We start from the raw sequence: 511 nt of genomic DNA on the forward strand, positions 1-511 counted from the left end.
AGACTTGTCAGAATTCTCCCATACAGGGATATAAAACTGACCTAGTCGTTCTGACGCATCTACCTCAGTTTCAAACATTTTCATGTCCAACCTTTTTGTCCAATGATTAGTCTAATCTACAGGCAGCTCCTGGCATTATCAACCCAAGAATGTTGAAAAGGAGAAGGTTATGAATCCATCAATGACAAACAAAACGCTGATAAATCGCAAAACCTTACTCAGCATGATCCCTTTGTCTGATCGAACCATCTATAACCTGGAACAGCGCGGTGAGTTTCCTCGTCGTATTGTTCTGACCAGCCGAAGTGTTGCTTGGGACCTGGCTGAAGTGGAGAACTGGATAGAAGAAAAGCGCAGGTCTGCGTTAAAAGCCGCAAGACCTGGTTTTATTTGGTAAGTCTGAGTTCACATGACGCTTAAAGATGTAACGGATGTTCAGGCTAGGGGAACTATTCGGCAAAAAAGTGCCTCGGGTGCCAGCGGTAAACTAGAGCTAAGCACGAAATATATA

At 43.8% G+C, this 511-nt stretch carries 1 protein-coding gene; it reads left to right on the forward strand.

Features of this window, described 5'->3' with window-relative positions:
• Positions 1-169 precede the first annotated feature (169 nt).
• Positions 170-397: a helix-turn-helix transcriptional regulator gene (locus R7Q48_RS31325; RefSeq protein WP_001069954.1), complete on the forward strand. Its 228-nt coding sequence runs from the start codon at positions 170-172 to the stop codon at positions 395-397.
• The last annotated feature ends 114 nt before the right edge of the window (positions 398-511 follow it).

This window comes from Vibrio sp. 378 (assembly GCF_033339435.1).